This window comes from Collinsella aerofaciens (assembly GCF_040920445.1).
In the GTDB taxonomy this organism is placed as follows: Bacteria; Actinomycetota; Coriobacteriia; order Coriobacteriales; family Coriobacteriaceae; genus Collinsella; species Collinsella aerofaciens_BH.
Genome location: NZ_JBCOTQ010000022.1, coordinates 1 through 17535 on the forward strand (window position 1 = coordinate 1; position 17535 = coordinate 17535).

Below are 17535 nucleotides of genomic sequence, written 5' to 3' on the forward strand. Positions count from 1 at the left end.
TCGTAGACGTTCCTGCCGTCCTCGAGGTAGCCCTCCTGGTCGAAGTGCATGATCTCGATCTTCTCGGTCTCCTTCATTCCCGCTCCTTTCACGAGCAGTTTGAATTGTCGCACGGAATGAACGGGCTTGCCGCCCCGTCGCACCGCTTAACCTTGTGGACATCTTGGCCCCAAGCTCAACAATTCAAAGGTTCTTAATACCAGTGAACGATTACAGGTTAGCCGTTTTTAATATCGATTTTATGATTTCATCCTCCCCTCTCGGTAGACGGTCAGTTTTTGCCGCTCATCGGTCAAGCGACATATATCCGTAAAAACGAGCGCCCCCGCCATGCGCAGGGACGCTCTAGACGCTAATAGTTGTAGGTATATCCGCCGGCGTCGCCGCGGGTAAAAGACTTGGCATGCTCGATTGCCTGCCCACTCGAGTCATAGGTCAGGCCTTCCAGCACGAGCGCCAGATCGCCCGGCTCAAGATTGAGCAAACTCGCATCGCGTGCGCCCAGCGCCTCGATATCGAGTTTCTCTACCGACTGATCTGGCTTGCGTCCCAACATATCGTAGGTCTCGAACAGGCTGAAGACCGAAATGTCCACGTCTTCGATGCCCGGAAACAGCAGGCACGGAATCAGTGTCATCTCGATCGATACGGGCTCACCATCGATGCAGTTGAGGCGGCGCACCGAGTAAAGCAGATCGTCCTCGGCGATGCCAAACAAGTCGGCATAATACGGGCCGGCGTAGCGTTTGGAGCGCGCCAGGATGCGCACCGACGGCGTCGCGCCCGATGCCAAAACCGACTGGCGGAAGCCGCCCTTGCGTTCGTGCTCGTCAAACCACTTGTGTCCCACAAAGGCGCCTTTGCCCTGCACGCGACGAATCTGGCCACTTTTGACCAGCTCGTCCATGGCGCTTCGGATTGTCAGGCGTGTCGTGCCAAACTCCTCGGCCAGCTCGTTTTCGGACGGAATCATCGAGCCCGTCGGGTAGTCGCCGCGCTCGATTCGCTCCGCAATACAGCGGCGAATTTGTTTGTAAACCGGCAAGTCTTCTACTGCATCAGCCATTCGACACCCACCTTCGTCGCAACGCCGTCTGCCTCGCCGTTATCGGCAAAACGATACTTGGTCGGCAGAATCACGGACTTGCAATACTCGACAAAGCCATCGGTCTCGTCGCGCTCGTGCGAAGCCTTGTAAAACACCGGCGTGCCCTCCTGAGCATTCAGCAACTTGGCCTCGTCGGCGTTCAGACGGCTGATGGAAATATGCTCCTTGCCGTGCGTCACATGGACATTCCCCTCCTTGAGCAAAACGTCGTAGAGGCTTTCCTGCTCAAAATCGTGATCGGGAAGCGAGGGGCACAAAGACAGATTGACGTAAGCCGTCTCGATCGATGCCGGGGAACCGTTGACCACACGCACGCGCCGAATGCAGAAGAGCGGCATGCCCAGGTCGATCTGGGCTTTTTGGGCAAGATCGATATCGGCATACACGACCTTGGACCAAACCAGGTGCGCGGTCGACTTTGAGCCAACCCTCTCCACCGCCTGCGTATAGTTCCATGTTTCCTGAAAGATGTTCAGCGGTTTGGGAGGACACACATAGGTGCCCGAACCGCGGCGGCTTTCCAAAGTTCCGCACGAAATAAGGCGCGTGATCGCAGCACGCAACGCCGTGCGCGACACGCCCAGCTCTTCACAGAGCACACGCTCGGCGGGCAGCCGGTCGCCACTCTGCAGGTCATAATGTTTGATATACCAAAGAATGCCCTCAAAGGCGCGGTCTTTGGGCGGAATCGCATATGGTTCACTCGACATGGGCAAGACTCCTCAACTGCTTGATGCTGCAGGAATCATTGCTCCGGACGCCTCATGGCGTCGAAGGCTTCTTTGATCTGCTCCGCAACGTTCCGATACGACCGATATAGGCCGGAGTCTCGCTTGACTTCGCCCGCGGTCACCGGAATCTCAAGCTTCGAAATCTCATCCTTGCCGGTTTGCACGACAACGATGACACCCATACCAAGGCACATATTACGCTTGGCAGCGTTGTTTTTGGTAGCCTGAGCTGGATTAATCAAAATCTGCTGAGCCAGTTCGCGTTTGCTGAGCTCCGGCACATCCTCGGGATTTCCGGTCTCGGCAATCTCGCACTGCAGCACATCCGCATAGTCAAAAATCTTCGGCTCGCCGCCGCGCTGATGCACGGCCCACTTGCGGCGCGTGGCATCCTGGTAGATAGCCGGCAAAAACGTAAACCGCGGTGGGTCCAAAATCGTATCCGTGATGGTAAACACATCGGGATCAAAGGCATCCTGCGGGTTTTTCTTCTTGAACAGCCCCATATCACCCTCCCGTACTAGCATTAAACAACTCAAGCTGAATATAGCACCAATTTCAAGCCGCCACTTTACCGTATCGGTACGCGGCGTCTATGGCTCGCCCAGCGGAAGAGTTTACGGACGAGGGCCGGGGTGCCTGCCTTGTTTTGAGAAGTTCGCGGAGCCCACTTTTCAAAACAAGGCAGGCACCCCGGCCCCGCCGGCAAATAGCGGACACTCCGCATGCAATCTATGCAAACAAACAAGTACGCTTAGCTACATTCGGTAAGCTCGAGCACGCTGCCCTTAACGATAAGCGCCGGCTCCAGGACGACCTCTTCGGCACGCCTGCCGCCCCTACCGGCAAGACGCTTGGACATGCAGCCAAAAGCATGCTCCGCAAGGACACCAGGATCCTGCTCAATCGCGGTCAGCGCCGGCTCAAAGAGAACGTCGGCCGCCGAGTTGTCATAGCTCACCACCGAGATATCGCCCGGGATGCTCTTCCCCATCTCGTGCAAGCGCTTGAGCAGACCGAGGGCGATGTTATCCGAACTTGCGAACACAGCGGTGGCATCAGTTGCGAGCACCGCCTCCGAGGCCTCATAGGCACTCGGAATGTAGTACTCGCTCTCAAACTCCAAACGTGCGTCGATAGGCAGGCCAACCTCGCGCAGCGCGCGCTCATAGCCGGCAAGTCGCTTACGCCCCGTATTGGAACGGCGCGCGTTAACCAAGCAGGCAATGCGACGGTGGCCCTGCTCGATCAGATAGCGAGTGGCCATGTAGCCACCCATCTCGTGGTCGAACATCACCTTGTCGCACTCGAGCCCCTCAATGGCACGGTCGACCATCACGGCAGGGATAGGCAGATGGCTGACTTCTTCGCGCAGGGCGCGGTCGTCGGAGAACTCGTCGCCTACGACCAGGAAGACGCCATCAACGCCGCGCGTCACCAGCTGGCGCAGCAGCTCCAGATCGTCATCGGCGCTTCCGCCCGAGCTGGTAATGAAGAGCGCATAGCCGTCCTCGCGGCAGCGCTTTTCCAGGCTACCGGCGAGCGAGGCAAAAAAGCGGCTCTCGATGTTAGGGACGATAAGGCCCAGGGTGCGCGACTCGCGCATGACCAGGCTGCGCGCGATCTGGTTGGGAACATAGTGGTTGCGCGCCGCGACCTCTTTGATGAGCTTGCGGTTTTCTTCCGAGATGCGACAGGGCCGATTATTGAGCACAAGCGAGACCGACGAGGGGGAAAGCCCCACCTCCTGGGCGATCTGCTTGAGGGTGACTTTGTTGGCCATCTCGCTCCTTCCGGGTTTACGCGCAATCTCTTGAAAGTATAGCGACTACCCCTCTACCTCGGTGATAAACACTTTACCAATCCGGTAGACGGCTGTTTTATCGCCGCCAGCGCACCAAATCCGTCCGGGTGGGGTATATTGCAATCGATTGATGACAACGACCACCAAAAGGCGGATATTCGTATGCACGAGAACGACTTTTTTAACGAGGACCTGCTGTGCGCGCTTGCTGGCGTTGCCGGCGAGGACAACGTACTGATGAGCGAGCCCATGCGCGAGCACACCACGTTTAAGATCGGCGGCCCGGCCGACGTCTTTGTCACGCCCGATACCGAGCAGGGCCTCGTCGCCACGCTCGATACCTGCTATCGCTGCGATCTGCCCCTCACCATCGTGGGCAACGGCTCCGACCTACTCGTCGGCGACAAGGGCATCCGCGGCGTCGTCGTGGCGCTGGGCGAAGGCCTCTCCGACATTACGATCGACGGCACGCACGTCACGGCGGCAGCCGGCGCGCTGCTTTCCGATGTCGCAGCCGCGGCAGCCGAGGCCGGTCTCACCGGCATGGAGCCCATCTCGGGCATCCCCGGATCGGTCGGCGGCGCCTGCTACATGAACGCCGGTGCCTACGGTGCCTGCATGGCCGATGTGCTGGAGTCCGTGCGCGTCTACAAACCCGCTCGCCAGCTCGACGACGGCACCCGCGGCAGCGGCAATATCATCGAGTTCGATGTCGACGAGCTCAACCTGGGTTATCGAAAGAGCCGCATCGCCGATGACGGCTTTATCGTGCTTTCGGCCACCTTCAATCTCGCCCCGGGCAACGCCGCGATGATCAAGGCCGACATGGACGACTACCGCCAGCGCCGCGAGGACAAGCAGCCGCTCGACATGCCGAGCGCCGGCTCCACTTTCAAGCGCCCCGAGGGTTACTTTGCCGGCAAACTCATCATGGATGCCGGCCTGCGAGGACACGCCGTTGGCGGCGCGCAGGTGAGCGAGAAGCACTGCGGCTTCATCGTCAACGCCGACCACGCCACCGCCGCCGATGTCGACGAACTCATCCGCCACATCCAGGCAACCGTCAAAGACCAATTCAACGTAGACCTAGAACCCGAAGTCCACCGAGTCGGCGAATTCCTCTAAAAAGAAGGCCCCGAAAGGGGCCTTCGCCATATTTATTCAGATAACCCAGTCCGGTGCGTCGCGCCCCGAACCCGAGAGGGCCGCGTGCCCGCCCGCAATATATTTGATTGATCGCGAGTTCCGCACGCAAAGAAGGCCACTTAATGTGGCCTTCGTCTTGCGCAGGACTGCCCGAGCAGGCAATCAAATATATTGCGGGCGGGCACGCGGCCCAGTCGGCTTTACGACAGCGCAATACCGCCAAGCCAGCCCCAGCGCACGCCAGAGCCAGTACCATAAAAGCTAATGAACGAATCGAGCGACTTCGATGTAATGGCACCCTCGTTGCTCATAACGATGCCGCCGCCAACGTAGATACCCACATGACCGTAGATAAGGCCCGGAGCACCCGTGCCGCTGTGCGAGGAATCGGCCACGATCATGCCCACCTGCAGCGCCGAGCGGTCGGAGCTATAGCACCAGGCGTTAAACATGTCGCACGCATTGCCTCCAAAGTAGCCAACGCCGGCGTTACGGAAGACATTGGTGACCCACGCCGCGCACCAGTTCTGACCCGGCGAAGGCGTGGAGTAGCACGCGTTGACGACAGCCTGCTGCTTGCCCGAGCCGGCATTCTGCTGCGGAGTTCCGGGCGCGTACGATCCACCACCCGAGCTCAAACCACCCGAGTAGGAATTGTTCTTGTTCGCGGCAGCCGCGGCAGCGGCAGCCTTCCTAGCGGCCTCCTCAGCCTGGGCAGCAGCGAGGATCTCGGAATCGCGCTGAGCCATGAGCTCCTTGACGTCGTCGGAAAGACCGTTCAGCACGGTCTGGACTTCTTGCTGCTTGGCCTGCATGTCCTGCATCTGGGCAGTCTGCTGGTCCTTGAGCTTCTCTAAGTCGGCCTTCTGCGACTCGAGCTCGGTCTTTTGCGCATCGAGCTCTTCCTGGATGGTCTGAATGTCCTCGATGGCGTCGCGGTCGCTCTTGTTGATCTTCTCAACGTAATGCGCGTTGGCGACGAGTTCCTCAAACGAGCCAGAGGCCAGCAGCAGCGACAGGATGTTTGTGCCGCCGGACTTGTAGCTGGCGGCCACGCGATCGGAAAGGTCGTTGCGCTTCTTCTTGAGCTCGGCCTTCTTTTCATCGATCTGGGCCTGCGTGTCGTCAATCTTGCCCTGGACATTCTCGATGTCGTTGAGGGTCTGGGCATTCTTGTTGGCCAGCGCCGCATACTCATTTGCGATGCTGTCGAGCTGGGCCTGAACCTCGTCGAGCTGGGCCTGGGCGGCATTCAGTTTATCGGTGGTTTCTTTGGAAGCCTCCGCCGCATGGGCGCGAGCGGGCAGGCCAAAAAGAACTGCCGCAGAAGCGGCGCCGAACAGGGCCTTGAGGGCAGTGCGGCGCGAGAACTCCTGGGAAAGGATGGAATCGCTGTTTGGTGACATATGTACTCCGTTACATGCTTATTTATATGTCGCTCAACTCATACATATTAGCGTACATATGGCGCGTCCCAACGATTTCCACGAACGGCAGGAAACTGCAAGGTCAGCGGCTCGTAAGCAAATGCCAAAGATCAGGTTATGCGTACGCAAGCTCTTCTATGAGTACGTTAGCACAATCCTCTGCTTTTCCTACAGCGCACGATTTGGGCGTCCCTGCCTGCGCTATACTCCCCTCTAGAAGTGTTCCTGATTCGATAGGAGACTACATGTCCAAAGCACTCGACCCCAAAGACACCTGCGTCCTCGTTACCGGTGGCGCCGGCTTTATCGGCTCGCACACCGTCGTTCAGCTGCTCGAGGGTGGCTACCAGGTCGTCATCGTCGATGATCTCTCCAACTCCAGCGCCGTCGCCGTCGACCGCGTCAAGACCATCGTGGGCGACGAGGCCGCCAAGAACCTCACCTTCTACGAGGCCAACGTGCTCGACCGCGATGCAATGAACAAGATCTTCGATACCCATCAGATCGACCGCGTCATCCACTTCGCCGGTTTTAAGGCCGTCGGCGAGTCGGTGAGCAAGCCCGTCGAGTACTATCACAACAACATCGAGAACACCCTGGTGCTCATCGACGTCATGCGCAACCATGGCTGCAAGTCCATCATCTTTTCGAGCTCCTCGACCGTCTACGGCGACCCGGACAACCCGCCCGTCACCGAGGAGGATCCTAAGAAGCCCGCGACCAACCCCTATGGTTGGACCAAGTGGATGATCGAGCAGATTCTTATGGACGTCCACACCGCCGACCCCGAGTGGGACGTCGTGCTGCTCCGTTACTTCAACCCCATCGGCGCCCATCCGTCGGGTCTGATCGGCGAGGACCCCAAGGGCATCCCCAACAACCTGGTGCCCTATGTCGCCCAGGTCGCCGTGGGCAAGCTCGAGGCCGTTCAAGTCTTTGGCAACGACTACCCCACCCCCGACGGCACCGGCGTGCGCGACTACATCCACGTGTGCGATCTGGCCTCTGGTCACGTTGCCGCCCTTAACTGGATGAACGGCAAAACCGGCGTCGAGATCTTTAACCTGGGCACCGGCACCGGCACCTCGGTACTCGAGGTCGTCGCCGCCTTCTCCAAGGCTTGTGGCAAGGAGCTGCCCTACGTGATCCGCGAGCGCCGCGCCGGCGACATCGCTGCCAACTGGTGCGATGCCTCCAAGGCCGAGCGCATGATGGGCTGGAAGGCCCAGTACGACATCGCGGACATGTGCCGCGATAGCTGGAACTGGCAGAGCCACAACCCCAACGGCTTCGCCGACGCCGAGTAGCAAAAACCTACATACCGCTCTTGCCCCGATCTCACGTTGTGAGGTCGGGGCTTTTTCATGGCATGTAACCATTCGCCGAAAATCGACCAACTTTTTTATCTTGCCTGTACATGTTTAAACAACATGTTTTACAATAGGCGTATCGAATCAGAACATCGGAGGCGGACTGCACACCCATCGGCAGGCCGACCCCACAACAAGAAGGTTGGTGAGCGCATTCATGGAGCGTGCAAGCGGCGTCCTCATGCCCGTCTCATCTCTGCCCGGACCATACGGAATCGGCGGCTTTGGTTGGAATGCCTACGACTTCGTCGATTTTCTCGCCTCGTGCAAACAACATTACTGGCAGATTCTGCCCCTTACGACGACCAGCTATGGCGATTCGCCCTATCAGTCGTTCTCGGCCCGCGCAGGCAACCCCAACTTTATCGACTTTGCCGAGCTTGTCGAGGCAGGGTATCTGGAGCAGCGCGATATCGATGGCGTGTACCTGGGATCCGACCCCAGCAATGTCGACTACGGTGCTATCTTTGGCGGCCGCCGTCAGATTCTCGACCGCGCCGCCGAGCGCTTTGCTGCCGACAAGCCGGCCGATTTCGATGACTTTATCCAGGCCAACGAGGACTGGCTCATCCCCTACTGCGAGTTCATGACCGTCAAAGAGGAGTGCGGACTCAAGGCCTTTTGGGAGTGGCCCGCAGAACTGCGCACCCGCGGCGAAGCATCTGCCAAGGTCTGCGCCGCCCATCCCGCGCGCATGCTCTACCACCAGATGACGCAGTATTTCTTCGACCGCCAATGGAGCCGCCTCAAGGCCTATGCCAACGAGCGCGACATTCTCATCATCGGCGACCTGCCCATCTATGTCTCACGTGACTCCGTCGAGATGTGGGCGACGCCTGAGCTCTTTAAGATCGACGCCGCCGGCAATCCCGTGAGCGTCGCCGGCACGCCGCCCGACCAGTTCTCGGCCACCGGCCAGTACTGGGGCAACCCCATCTACGACTGGGACGCCATGGAGTCCGACGGCTTCTCCTGGTGGGAGGGCCGCATTCGCGCCGCCCTCGACATGTACGACGTCATCCGCCTGGATCACTTCCGCGGCTTCGAAGCCTATTGGGAGGTGCCGTTCTCCTCACCCGATTCGTCCTACGGTTCGTGGACGCAGGGTCCCGGCCTTAAGTTCTTCAAGACGCTCGAGGAAAAGCTCGGCACACTGCCCATCATCGCCGAGGACCTGGGCTTCCTCACCCCCGGCGTCATCGACATGCGCGACAACTCGGGCTTCCCCGGCATGAAGATCCTGCAGTTTGCCTTTGAGGGTACCAACTCGTACTACCTGCCGCATAACTACATCGCCAACACCGTCGCCTATGTGGGCACCCACGATAATGAGACGGCGCGCGGTTGGTTTGAGGGAACGGCCACCCCGCGTCAGCGCGAGCAGGCAGCCCTGTACACCCATCAGCAGGCCGGCGAACCCATGGCAGATGCACTCAATCGCACCATCGCCGCCAGCGTGAGCGACACGTGCATCTACACCATGCAGGATCTGCTCAACTTGGGCAACGAGGCGCGCATCAACACCCCTGCCACGCTGGGCGGCAACTGGACCTGGCGCATGCTCGACGGCGCCATCACCCGCGAGCTTGAGCACAAACTCACCGACTGGACCGAGACCTACTTCCGCATCCCATCGGAAGCCGAAATCGAGCTTCCTCAATAGGAGCTACCGCGCCCGACCCCCCACCGTGCGGACGCGCTTGCTTTTCCCGCGCGAGGCCACCCCAATCCCCTCGCGCGGGCTTCTTATGAATTGCAGACATGAAACAACCCATCACAGGAGAAAACATGCCCCGAATTAACCTCATGGAACTCGCCGAGCAGTCTTTTGGCACCTCACTCGAGCAGCTCGACGACCGTCGCATTTACAAGCTGCTGGTCAAACTCGTGCAGGAGCGCTCCGCCGCCTGCCCGCTCAACAACGGCAAGAAAAAGCTCTATTACATTTCCGCCGAATTTTTGATCGGCAAGCTGCTCATCAACAATATGATCGACCTCGGCATCTACGACGAGGTTAAGGACCAGCTCACCGCCGCAGGCCACGACCTCAACAAGATCGAGGAGTTCGAGGTCGAGCCGTCACTCGGCAACGGCGGCCTGGGCCGCTTGGCCGCATGCTTCCTGGATTCCATCGCCACGCTGGGCTTGACCGGCGATGGCGTGGGCCTCAACTATCACTACGGTCTGTTCCGTCAGCGCTTTGTCGACAACCAGCAGAAGGCCGTCCCCGACGAGTGGCTCGGTGAGCAGGACATCCTAGTCGACGATGACCGCTCCTACACCGTCGAGTTCGGCAATTTTGCCGTTACTTCCAAGCTCGTCAACATCGATGTGCCCGGTTACGGCCAGCCCACCAAGAACCGCCTGCGCCTGTTCGACCTGGCGAGCGTCGACGACGGCCTGGTCCCCGGCAGCTCCATCGACTTCGACAAGACCGAGATCGCCAAGAACCTCACCTTGTTCCTCTACCCCGACGATTCCGACGAGCAGGGCCGCCTACTTCGCATCTATCAGGAGTACTTCATGGTGAGCAACGCCGCCCAGCTCCTGATCGACGAGGCCGTCGAGCGCGGCAGCAACCTGCACGATCTGGCCGACTATGCCGTGGTCCAAATTAACGACACGCACCCCACCATGGTCATCCCCGAGCTCATTCGCTTGCTCACCACCGAGCATGGCATCGAGTTTGACGAGGCCGTGACCATCGTACGCTCCATGGTCGCCTACACTAACCACACGATTCTTGCCGAGGCGCTCGAGAAGTGGCCGCTCGCCAGCCTGCAGAAGGTCTCCCCTGCCATCGCCGACATTATCGTCAAGCTCGATGAGATCGCGAAAGCCGAGCACGATGACCCGCGCGTCGCCATCATCGACGAGCACGACACCGTCCACATGGCCCACATGGACATCCACTTTGGCTTCTCCATCAACGGCGTAGCCGCCCTCCACACCAAGATCCTGGAGGACACCGAGCTTCATCCGTTCTACGAAATCTATCCCAAGAAGTTCTCCAACAAGACCAACGGCATCACCTTCCGCCGCTGGATCCATGGGGCCAACCCCGCGCTCGCCAGCCTGCTCGACGATGTGATCGGCACCGACTGGCGCAGCACCGGCGATCTGAGCAAACTCGCCAAGTTCGCCGACGACAAGGACGTTCTTGAGCGCCTGGCCGCCACCAAGGTCGAGGCCAGGGCCATCATGCGCCAGTTCATGGCGCTCGAGCAGGGCGTGACCATTCCCTCCAACGCCATCATCGACGTCCAGGTCAAGCGCATCCACGAGTACAAGCGCCAGCAGATGCTCGCGCTCTACATCATCTGGAAGTACCTCGATATCAAGAACGGCAACAGGCCTAAGCACCCCGTCACCATCATCTTTGGCGGCAAGGCGGCGCCTGCCTACACTATCGCGCAGGACATCATCCATCTGATCTTGACGCTGTCGCAGTGGATTGCAAACGACCCCGACGTGGCTCCCTACCTGCAGGTCGTCATGATCGAGAACTACAACGTCACCGCCGCCGAGCGCGTGATCCCCGCCGCTGACATCTCCGAGCAGATCAGCCTGGCCTCCAAGGAGGCGAGCGGCACCTCCAACATGAAGTTCATGCTCAACGGCGCCCTAACCCTGTGCACGCTCGACGGTGCCAACGTGGAGATTGCCGAGCTCGTGGGCGACGAGAACATCTATACCTTTGGTGCCTCGTCCAAACAGGTCGAGCAGCTCTACGCCGACGGCGCCTATGACGCCGGTGCGCTCTACCGCAAGCCCGGCATTAAACTGCTGGTGGACTTCATCACCAACCCCGCCTTTATGGCGACCGGCAACGCCGAGCGCCTGCAGCGCCTGCACGACGACATTAAGGGCAAGGACTGGTTTATGGCCCTGCTCGACATTGAGGAGTACATCCAGACCAAGGAGCGCGTGCTAGCTGACTACGAGGACCAGGGTGCTTGGTTGCGCAAGGCGCTGATCAACATCGCCAACGCCGGCACCTTCTCGTCCGACCGCACGATCTCCCAGTACAACGACGAGATTTGGCACCTGGGCTAATTCGCTTCCCTTACCCATCCTCTTGAGAAACGGAGCCGTGGCAACGCGACTCCGTTTTTTGTGTCCCTGTGTTGCCCGTGGCCTGCCTCGACCAAAAATCTCGACCTGTAACATCTAGCCGACATAATTGGGTCTACCTGTTATAGATCAAGACAAACAGATTCCTCCGTTAAATTCATCTCGATCTGTAACAGGTAGACCCAATTTGGCCCTCCTCCTGTTACAGATCAAGACAAACTGACAGATGAACGGTCCCAACACAAAGAAAGGCTCCCCTCTCGCCCAGTGGACGGGAGGGGAGCCTTATATGTGACCGCGGCAAAAGGATGGCAATACCGCAGCCGCCCAAAGGGAGGGCCTGGATGCACCGGGCCTAGATAAGGTTCTTGCCAGAGACCTTATCGAAGAGGTGGGTCGCGTTCTTCTCGAACTTGAACCAGATGGTGTCGCCAGCCTTGAGCGCGCCCTTGGCCTCGAGGTCGACGACGGGGATAATCAGGACAAACTGGCCGTCGGGAGCGGTCACGTGGACATGCTCGGTCGAGCCCATGAGCTCGGTCACCTCGACGGTACCCTGGAGCGCGCCCTCCTCGCCCTTGTCGGCAAGCAGGATCTGCTCGGGACGCACGCCGGCCGTAATCTCCTTCACGTCGCCGCCGTCCCAGTTGAGGGCAAGCTGAGCGCAAGTCTCGGGGGCGAGCGCCACGTTCATATCCTCGGTCTTGACGGTAAAGCCGTTGCCCGAGCGCACCAGCTGGGCATCGAAGAAGTTCATCTGCGGCACGCCGATGAAGCCGGCGACGAAGATGTTCGCGGGATGGTTGAAGACCTCCTGCGGCGTGGCGATCTGCTGGACGACGCCGTCCTTCATGACCACGATACGGTCGCCAAGGGTCATGGCCTCGGTCTGGTCGTGAGTAACATAAATGAACGTGCCCTTGATCTCGTGGCGCAGCTTAATGAGCTCGGCACGCATCTGGTTACGAAGCTTGGCGTCCAGGTTGGACAGCGGCTCGTCCATCAGGAAGACCTTGGGGTCACGCACGATGGCGCGGCCGATAGCGACACGCTGGCGCTGGCCGCCGGAGAGCGCCTTGGGCTTACGGTCGAGGTACTCGGTAATGCCCAGAATCTCGGCAGCAGAGCGAACCTTGCGGTCGATCTCGTCCTTGGGAACCTTCTTGAGCTCGAGCGTAAATGCCATGTTCTCGTACACCGTCATATTGGGGTACAGAGCGTAGCTCTGGAACACCATGGCGATGTCGCGGTCCTTGGGCGCCACGTCGTTGACACGCTTGCCGTCGATGAGCACATCGCCCGAGGTAATGTCCTCCAGGCCGGCGACCATGCGCATCGTCGTGGACTTACCGCAGCCAGAGGGGCCAACGAGGACGACGAACTCCTGGTCGTGAACGGTGAGGTTGAAGTCCTCTACAGCGAGCACACCGTCCTCGGTAACCTTGAGGTTGTGCTTCTTCTCCTCGGTCTTCTTCTTTTTGCCAAAGAAGCCTTTCTTTTTTGACTCGTTGTTGGGATACACCTTCTGAACATGTTTGAGAACGATCTCGGCCATGTCTCTACCTTTCGATATGCGGCGCCGCGCTGAGGGGCGCCGCAGAAACTTGCAAAACAGTTACGGCATTAGCCCTTGACGGCACCTGCCACCACGCCGTCGATGATGTACTTCTGACAGAGGATGTACATGATAACGATGGGGATAACGACCATCATGATGCAGGCCATCATGGGGCCGAGCTCGACGTGGCCGTAGCCGCCGCGGAAGTACTGGATCAAGATAGGAATGGTCTTGTACTTGGTGGAGTCGAGCGTAAGGTAGGGCAGCAGATAGTCGTTCCAGACCCACATGGTCTCGAGGATGCCGACCGAAAGATAGGTGGGCTTCATGATGGGAAGGACGATCTTAAAGAACACCTGGACCGGGTTGCAGCCATCAATCATGGCCGCCTCCTCGATCTCGAGCGGGATGTTCTTTACAAAACCGGCGAACATAAAGACCGCCAGGCCCGCGCCAAAGCCCAGATAGATAAAGCAGATGTTGAACGGCGTGTTAAAGCCGATGCGGTCCGCCAAATTGGACAGCGTGAACATGAGCATCTGGAACGGCACGACCATCGAGAACACGAACAGGTAATAGAAGAAGTTCGAGATCTTGTTGTTGACACGAACCACGTACCAAGCGCACATGGAGCAGCACACCAAGATCAGCACGACCGACGTGACCGTGATGATGAGCGAGTACATAAATGCCGAGGCAAAGCCCTGCTCGTTAAGGGCGTGCATGTAGTTTGCGAGGCCGTTGAACGTCTCGGGCGTGAGCAGATCGAATGCCGTGGTGGTGCTGATTGCGGTCGCTTTCTTAAAAGAATTAAGCGCAATCATGAACACGGGGTAGATCCACGCGAGCGACAGGATCGTAAAGAAAATCGAGAGCGCGCGGTTGATAACCTTATCGCGTTTCATTACTGCTGCACCTCCTTGGACCTCGTGGCCTTAAGCTGGATCATGGAGATGGCCACGACCAGGATGCAGAAGATAACCGCCTTGGCCTGACCAATGCCCTGCCATGCGATACCGGCACGCGAATAGAACGTGTTGTAGATGTTCAGGGCGAGCATCTCGGTGGAGTGCGCGGGGGCGCCGCCGGTAAGGGCGAGGTTCTGGTCGAACAGCTTAAAGCCGTTGGTGATGGACAGGAACAGGCAGATGGTGATGGTCGGCATCAGGTTAGGGATCTTAACCTTCCAAAACGTCTGCCATGCCGTAGCGCCGTCGACCTTGGCGGCCTCGATGTAGTCGGACGGAATGGACTGCAGACCAGCGATGTAGATGATCATCATGTAGCCGACCTGCTGCCACAGGGTCAGGATGATAAGGCCCCAGAAGCCAGCAGCAGAGTTAAGAGCGATGAGCTGGGCGCCCACGTTGGAGAGCAGGCAGTTGATCAGAATCTGCCAAATGTAGCCCAGCACGATGCCGCCGATCAGGTTAGGCATAAAGAAGATCGTACGGAAGATGTTGGTGCCTTTGAGCGCCTTGCGGGTGAGCGCCTGCGCAATGGCCAGGGCGATCACGTTGATGAGCACCGTCGACAGGAAGGCAAACGCCACGGTAAAGAAGAACGACGTGGAGAACTGCGGATCGGACAGCGCGCGCACGTAGTTCTCGATACCGACAAAGTGCGCGTTACTAATGATAATAAACTGGCAGAACGAGAGATAGAAGCCCTGGATAAAAGGGATCACGAACCCGATCATAAACGCCAGGCACGTGGGCAGCATAAAGAGCGGCCACCAGCGCTTGAGTGCTTTGCCCATAAAAGGGTCCTTTCAATATGCAGGGGGCGGGCAAACCAACGTCTGCCCGCCCCCTGTCGCTAATCAGATAGCTTGGGCAGCAACTGCTTACTCGGAAGCGGCCTTCTCGGTCTTCCAGCCATCGACGAAGGCGTTCTTGACGCCGTCCCACTTGCTGTTATCGGCAGCGTAGGCAATCAGAGCCTGCTTGAGGTTCTTCTTCCACTCCTCGGAGGGAATGTAGACGAAGTCCCAAGCGACGGTCTTCTTGCCGTCCTTGGCCATGGCAACGGCCTGCTGCGAGAAGACGTTGGTGGTCTCCTTGGCGCTCTTGAACGGAGCGGTCAGGCCCATCTTGTCGGCGATGATGCTGGTCGGGGTGTCAGCGGTGACGCACCAATACATGAAGTCCTCGGTGGCCTTCTGGGCATCCTCGGAAGCCTGGGAACTGACGCACCAGTAGTTCTCGCCGCCGGAGCACAGGCCCTGGTTCTCCTCGCCGTCAACACCGATGTAGATCGGCATCATGCCAATCTGATCGTCGGTCATGCCGGCCTTGACGAGGTCAGAGTAGGCCCAAGAGCCGTTCTGGTAGAAGACGGCCTTGCCGGTTGCGAACTCGTTGGTGGCGTCGTCGCCGGTCTTGGAAGCAAGCTGCGAGGGATCGCAGGTGGAGTCGGTGATGTACAGGTCGAAGATCTGCTTGTAGTTGTCGAGGAACTCACCCTTGATCTCGTCGTCCTCCTGGTTGTGCTCCTTCTCAAACTCGTAGTAGAGCGGCATGTTGGCAAGGTGGGTGGTGTAGCGCCAGCTGGAGGAGTCGTCCATGCCGGCGGAAGTGAAGGCACCCTCGACACCAAGCTCGTCCTTGCGGGCCTGGATGTCGTCGGCACAAGCCTTCAGCTTGTCGAAGGAGTTGATGTCCTCGGCCTTGTAGCCAGCCTTCTCGAGCAGCTGCTTGTTGTAGATGATGCCGAAGCTCTCCTGGACCCAGTCGATGCACACATCCTTGCCGTCGGACTGCAGAGCCAGGGAGTCGTCAATGAGCTCACCGCGGAGCTTGGTATCGGACAGGTCGGCGCAGTAATCCTTCCAGTTCTTAAGACCGGTGGGGCCGTTGACCTGGAACAGGGTCGGAGCGGAGCTCTTGGACATCTCGGACTTAAGCTTCTCCTCGTAGGTGTTGGAAGCGGCGGTCACGATCTTGACCTCGACGCCCTTCTCCTTCTTATAGGCCTTGGCGATCTCCTTCCACTCCTTGTCGACCTCGGGCTTGAATTGGAGGAAGTAGACCTCGGCAGCGTCACCAGAAGCAGAGGAGCCGGAGCCGGCAGAACCACCGCAACCCACGAGGCCCAGACCAAGAACTGCAGCCGCGGAACCAGCAAAGCCCAGGAACTGCCTTCTGCTCATTTCGTTCTTCATTACAATCCACCCTTTCACACCGTGGCGGCACCCTTTGCCGCCGCCTTCGGAGATTGGCTCGGGGACTTTGCCCCTTTTGCTGATTTGAACGATACGCCATTTGGCTAGTTGTTTGAACAAGTATTACTAGAGCGGTAGAAAAACTTCGGTGAACGGTAATTTCAACTTGATACTTGACAAGTTTTGTATAAACAATTATTTGTTATCTAATGCAGAGAAAACGCCCGGTCAAGCCGATGTACCGTCGGTTTGACCGGGCGTTTTCTCTTTGAGGCCATGAGTCTCGTCAGGCTGCGAGCTAGCCGGCTATCGCTTGGAATTGACGCGGTAATGGAAGATCTCGGGGTGTGTGCGAGTGTGCGTCACCTCAAACAAGATGCCATCCGAGGTGTACGACTGACTCTCCATGACGGCAACGCAGTTATATTTGCCGAGGTCAAGATAGCTGCAGTCCTCATCGTTGGCGAGCTCGACACTCACCGTACGACGGCTCGCCATCACTTTGACACCGCGCTTGTGCTCCAGATAGCCGTAAATAGAATCTGCCGCGATCTCGGGAGTCAGGCCCTTGGCGATCGACGCCAAAAAATAGCCATGGTCCACTTGGCGCGCGTTGCCGTTGAGGCTTCGGACACGCACTACGCGAATCAACTCCTCGCCCACCTTAAAGCCCAGGTGACGAGAGAGTTGCTCGGTGCAAACCAGATGTTCGAAAGACTTAACGTCCGTCGATGCAACGGCATTGTTGCGCTTTGCAAACTCGCCAAACGACTCAACCTCTTCGAGTGCGCCCAACATGTCGGTTTCGCCCTTAAGCCAAATAACGCGCACGCCCTTGCCGTGTATAGGCTGCACAAACATCCCGTCGGCCAGCATACCCAAGGCGCGACGGACGGTATTGCGAGTGCATCCGAACTCCGCGGTCAGCTCGGCTTCGGTTGGCAGCATCTCCTGAAACGCATAGGTCCCATTAATGATGCGCGAGCGTATTTCTCGGTAGATTCCTTCGTATATCGCTTTTGGCATTGTTTCACCTCTACATTATTCATTTCCGGCTAGGCACGATAGCATTTCTTAAAGTTGTTTAAACCGAATATCGGTAAAGCGACAGGATTTAACCGTTGACGGTTTCTGTCATGCCCAAATCGGTTTCG

The 17535-nt window shown here is 58.5% G+C and carries 14 protein-coding genes; 4 read left to right on the forward strand and 10 right to left on the reverse strand.

Annotated features, from left to right (window positions below):
- Positions 1 to 352: 352 nt before the first annotated feature.
- The 4 genes from AB5405_RS04985 to AB5405_RS05000 form a co-directional block, all read right to left on the reverse strand.
- Positions 353 to 1066: a GntR family transcriptional regulator gene (locus AB5405_RS04985; RefSeq protein ID WP_006235877.1), complete on the reverse strand. Its 714-nt coding sequence runs from the start codon at positions 1064 to 1066 to the stop codon at positions 353 to 355.
- Entirely contained in the window at positions 1051 to 1818 is a 768-nt protein-coding gene (locus tag AB5405_RS04990; RefSeq protein ID WP_368137777.1) for a GntR family transcriptional regulator, read from the reverse strand. Before AB5405_RS04990 ends, AB5405_RS04985 begins: the two co-directional genes overlap by 16 nt.
- A 35-nt stretch (positions 1819 to 1853) precedes the next feature.
- Positions 1854 to 2345, reverse strand: a complete 492-nt coding sequence (locus AB5405_RS04995) for a hypothetical protein (RefSeq protein ID WP_117770536.1) — start codon at positions 2343 to 2345, stop codon at positions 1854 to 1856.
- A gap of 248 nt (positions 2346 to 2593) precedes the next feature.
- Entirely contained in the window at positions 2594 to 3622 is a 1029-nt protein-coding gene (locus AB5405_RS05000) for a LacI family DNA-binding transcriptional regulator (RefSeq protein WP_006235873.1), read from the reverse strand.
- A 183-nt stretch (positions 3623 to 3805) separates the two neighbouring features.
- Here AB5405_RS05000 and murB point away from each other — a divergent pair, with 183 nt between their 5' ends.
- Positions 3806 to 4768 carry a UDP-N-acetylmuramate dehydrogenase gene (gene murB / locus AB5405_RS05005; RefSeq protein ID WP_349088208.1) on the forward strand — a complete coding sequence of 321 codons (963 nt, stop codon included), beginning with the start codon at positions 3806 to 3808 and terminating at the stop codon, positions 4766 to 4768.
- A gap of 221 nt (positions 4769 to 4989) precedes the next feature.
- On the opposite strand, the gene AB5405_RS05010 is transcribed toward murB, so the two are convergent.
- On the reverse strand, positions 4990 to 6195 hold the full coding sequence (locus AB5405_RS05010) for a coiled-coil domain-containing protein (protein ID WP_368137778.1): 1206 nt from the start codon (positions 6193 to 6195) through the stop codon (positions 4990 to 4992).
- A gap of 266 nt (positions 6196 to 6461) precedes the next feature.
- Between AB5405_RS05010 and galE the strand changes: the two genes are divergently transcribed.
- The 3 genes from galE (at position 6462) to glgP (ending at position 11642) form a co-directional block, all read left to right on the forward strand.
- Positions 6462 to 7523 (forward strand): UDP-glucose 4-epimerase GalE, encoded by a 1062-nt coding sequence (galE, locus tag AB5405_RS05015; protein WP_006235870.1) that lies wholly within the window; start codon positions 6462 to 6464, stop codon positions 7521 to 7523.
- Positions 7524 to 7731: 208 nt separating this feature from the next.
- The gene (malQ, locus tag AB5405_RS05020) at positions 7732 to 9249 is read left to right on the forward strand and encodes a 4-alpha-glucanotransferase (protein WP_368131136.1); all 1518 of its coding nucleotides are present in this window, start codon (positions 7732 to 7734) and stop codon (positions 9247 to 9249) included.
- A gap of 125 nt (positions 9250 to 9374) precedes the next feature.
- Positions 9375 to 11642 (forward strand): glycogen/starch/alpha-glucan family phosphorylase, encoded by a 2268-nt coding sequence (gene glgP / locus AB5405_RS05025; RefSeq protein ID WP_368131135.1) that lies wholly within the window; start codon positions 9375 to 9377, stop codon positions 11640 to 11642.
- A gap of 373 nt (positions 11643 to 12015) precedes the next feature.
- On the opposite strand, the gene AB5405_RS05030 is transcribed toward glgP, so the two are convergent.
- The 5 genes from AB5405_RS05030 to AB5405_RS05050 all read right to left on the reverse strand — a co-directional run bounded on the left by AB5405_RS05030 (position 12016) and on the right by AB5405_RS05050 (position 17407).
- The gene (locus tag AB5405_RS05030; RefSeq protein ID WP_035137764.1) at positions 12016 to 13215 is read right to left on the reverse strand and encodes an ABC transporter ATP-binding protein; all 1200 of its coding nucleotides are present in this window, start codon (positions 13213 to 13215) and stop codon (positions 12016 to 12018) included.
- A 68-nt stretch (positions 13216 to 13283) separates the two neighbouring features.
- Complete coding sequence (locus AB5405_RS05035; protein ID WP_022095055.1) at positions 13284 to 14123, reverse strand: carbohydrate ABC transporter permease; 840 nt, start codon at positions 14121 to 14123, stop codon at positions 13284 to 13286.
- Entirely contained in the window at positions 14123 to 14977 is an 855-nt protein-coding gene (locus AB5405_RS05040) for a carbohydrate ABC transporter permease (RefSeq protein ID WP_006235864.1), read from the reverse strand. The genes AB5405_RS05035 and AB5405_RS05040 overlap by 1 nt, the downstream gene beginning before the upstream one ends.
- Positions 14978 to 15064: 87 nt before the next feature.
- On the reverse strand, positions 15065 to 16381 hold the full coding sequence (locus AB5405_RS05045) for an ABC transporter substrate-binding protein (RefSeq protein WP_006235863.1): 1317 nt from the start codon (positions 16379 to 16381) through the stop codon (positions 15065 to 15067).
- A gap of 306 nt (positions 16382 to 16687) precedes the next feature.
- On the reverse strand, positions 16688 to 17407 hold the full coding sequence (locus tag AB5405_RS05050; RefSeq protein WP_035137765.1) for a GntR family transcriptional regulator: 720 nt from the start codon (positions 17405 to 17407) through the stop codon (positions 16688 to 16690).
- Between the last annotated feature and the right edge of the window lie 128 nt (positions 17408 to 17535).

Bases quoted from the DNA above. Each gene is read 5' to 3' on its own strand.
- murB (WP_349088208.1), top strand. From the start codon at position 3,806: ATGCACGAGAACGACTTTTTTAACGAGGACCTGCTGTGCGCGCTTGCT.
- AB5405_RS05030 (WP_035137764.1), bottom strand. From the start codon at position 13,215: ATGGCCGAGATCGTTCTCAAACATGTTCAGAAGGTGTATCCCAACAAC.
- galE (WP_006235870.1), top strand. From the start codon at position 6,462: ATGTCCAAAGCACTCGACCCCAAAGACACCTGCGTCCTCGTTACCGGT.
- AB5405_RS04995 (WP_117770536.1), bottom strand. From the start codon at position 2,345: ATGGGGCTGTTCAAGAAGAAAAACCCGCAGGATGCCTTTGATCCCGAT.
- AB5405_RS05035 (WP_022095055.1), bottom strand. From the start codon at position 14,123: ATGAAACGCGATAAGGTTATCAACCGCGCGCTCTCGATTTTCTTTACG.
- AB5405_RS05000 (WP_006235873.1), bottom strand. From the start codon at position 3,622: ATGGCCAACAAAGTCACCCTCAAGCAGATCGCCCAGGAGGTGGGGCTT.
- AB5405_RS04985 (WP_006235877.1), bottom strand. From the start codon at position 1,066: ATGGCTGATGCAGTAGAAGACTTGCCGGTTTACAAACAAATTCGCCGC.
- AB5405_RS05010 (WP_368137778.1), bottom strand. From the start codon at position 6,195: ATGTCACCAAACAGCGATTCCATCCTTTCCCAGGAGTTCTCGCGCCGC.
- AB5405_RS05045 (WP_006235863.1), bottom strand. From the start codon at position 16,381: ATGAAGAACGAAATGAGCAGAAGGCAGTTCCTGGGCTTTGCTGGTTCC.
- AB5405_RS05050 (WP_035137765.1), bottom strand. From the start codon at position 17,407: ATGCCAAAAGCGATATACGAAGGAATCTACCGAGAAATACGCTCGCGC.
- glgP (WP_368131135.1), top strand. From the start codon at position 9,375: ATGCCCCGAATTAACCTCATGGAACTCGCCGAGCAGTCTTTTGGCACC.
- AB5405_RS04990 (WP_368137777.1), bottom strand. From the start codon at position 1,818: ATGTCGAGTGAACCATATGCGATTCCGCCCAAAGACCGCGCCTTTGAG.
- AB5405_RS05040 (WP_006235864.1), bottom strand. From the start codon at position 14,977: ATGGGCAAAGCACTCAAGCGCTGGTGGCCGCTCTTTATGCTGCCCACG.